The organism is Pseudomonas sp. K5002, assembly GCF_013386655.1.
In the GTDB taxonomy this organism is placed as follows: Bacteria; Pseudomonadota; Gammaproteobacteria; order Pseudomonadales; family Pseudomonadaceae; genus Aquipseudomonas.
This window is the reverse complement of sequence record NZ_JACARK010001748.1, coordinates 1-368: the sequence shown is the minus strand read 5'-3', so window position 1 is coordinate 368 and position 368 is coordinate 1. Positions and strand designations below refer to the sequence as shown.

Genomic DNA, 368 nt, shown 5'->3' with positions numbered 1-368 from the left:
CGCTGATTGCGGTCAGCGCGTTGCACGCCGACCTGGGCCTGACCATGTTGCTGGGCTTTTGCCTGGCAGTGCCGGCCGTGATTCTGGCCGGCCCGCTGTACGGCAACTGGCTGTCCAAGCGCATGCACGTGGATGAGCCGGCCGACATTGGCGCGCTGTTCAGCGCACCGCCCAAGGCGCCGCGCCAGCCGAGTTTTGGTGTGTCGCTGCTGATCATCCTGTTGCCGGTGATCCTGATGCTCGGCAGCACCCTGGCCAAGGTTGCCATGTCGCCGGAAAGCCCGGTGGCACTGACCTTGAAGTTCCTCGGTGAGCCGTTGATCGCGCTGGGCCTGGCGGTGATTGCCGCGGTGATCTGCCTGGGCTGG

At 66.0% G+C, this 368-nt stretch carries 1 pseudogene; it reads left to right on the top strand.

Annotation, left to right across the window (positions count from 1 at the left end):
- Positions 1-368, top strand: a pseudogene (locus HX846_RS39075) (GntP family permease); the annotation flags it as partial.